This is a genomic window from Vibrio sp. 1401 (assembly GCF_033340295.1).
Genome location: NZ_JAWOWF010000565.1, coordinates 1 through 600 on the forward strand (window position 1 = coordinate 1; position 600 = coordinate 600).

Sequence of the window (600 nt, forward strand, 5' to 3'; positions counted from 1 at the left end):
CTTCAAGGCATGTCTCGCCGTGCTTTACATCAATACGTGGGTATTGCTCTTCTAATTTACGGCCAACCATCATTTCGATTAAGCCGTCTTCATCCGTGTCTGCTACTCGGCATTCACCGATAAATTTACCGTCACGAAGCACGGTAATGTGGTCACAGATTTCAAAGATTTCTTTCAGGCGGTGTGAGATATATACAATGCCGCAGCCTTGCTCACCAAGCTCATTAATCACTTTGAACAGAGATTCGGTTTCTGTATCAGTAAGCGCATCGGTTGGTTCATCCATAATGATGAGCTTAGGGTTTAAAGACAGCGCGATGGCAATAACCAGCCTTTGGCGCATTCCCCCAGAGAACTGGTGCGGATATTCACCCAGTCGATCTCGAGGGATGTTCACCAAATCGAGCAGTTTTTCGGCGCGATCTTTGGCTTGCTCGTTGCTGAGTCCTTGATGATGACGTAGGACGTCTGCAAACTGCTCTTGAATGGTCAGTACCGGATTAAGCGAGTTCATGGCACTTTGGAATACCATGGCGATTTCGCTCCAACGCAGCGCGCTTAGCTCCTTATCGGACAAACGTAAGATGTCCTTACCTTGGA

2 pseudogenes are annotated in these 600 nt (G+C 47.7%); both read right to left on the minus strand.

The window, feature by feature from the left end:
• Nucleotides 1–331 (minus strand): annotated as a pseudogene (locus R7Z77_RS28980) (ribose ABC transporter ATP-binding protein RbsA); the annotation flags it as partial.
• A pseudogene (locus tag R7Z77_RS28985) lies at nt 332–532 on the minus strand (ABC transporter ATP-binding protein); the annotation flags it as partial.
• Nucleotides 533–600: the final 68 nt, after the last annotated feature.